Genomic DNA, 363 nt, shown 5'->3' on the forward strand with positions numbered 1-363 from the left:
GCTGCCGGCAGAGCCTCCCGGATGATAAGAAGGAGTGCCAAGTTCTGTCATTTTCTGGCCAATGGCTTCGGTAAAATCCCTGTATAGATAACGGAATTCCGCATGTTCCTTCTCATAGTTGAAGCGTTTTACGACCGGGTCAAAAAAAGGATTAGGTATGGAATCTATGAATGCCCGCGCGGGTATAAATTCCTCGGCCGGGGCCAGAAGGTTTTCAGGTGTGATTTTTATGCGAGAAATTTGTTTCACAGCCAATTCAGTATTAATCAGTGGTTTGGCATAGTAGGATTTGATCAAAGTTTTCACTTGGGGTTCATTTGATATTTTCTTATAGAAATCTTCGATGTCCACAAGTCCTTCATC

At 43.3% G+C, this 363-nt stretch carries 1 protein-coding gene; it reads right to left on the reverse strand.

Annotated elements, in window-relative coordinates; all coding sequences use genetic code 11:
- Nucleotides 1-363 (reverse strand): hypothetical protein (locus tag AB4Z50_RS36295; protein ID WP_441887367.1); only part of this gene is annotated, 363 nt, incomplete at both ends.

The sequence above is a fragment of the Paenibacillus sp. 2TAB26 genome (assembly GCF_052115145.1).
In the GTDB taxonomy this organism is placed as follows: Bacteria; Bacillota; Bacilli; order Paenibacillales; family Paenibacillaceae; genus Pristimantibacillus.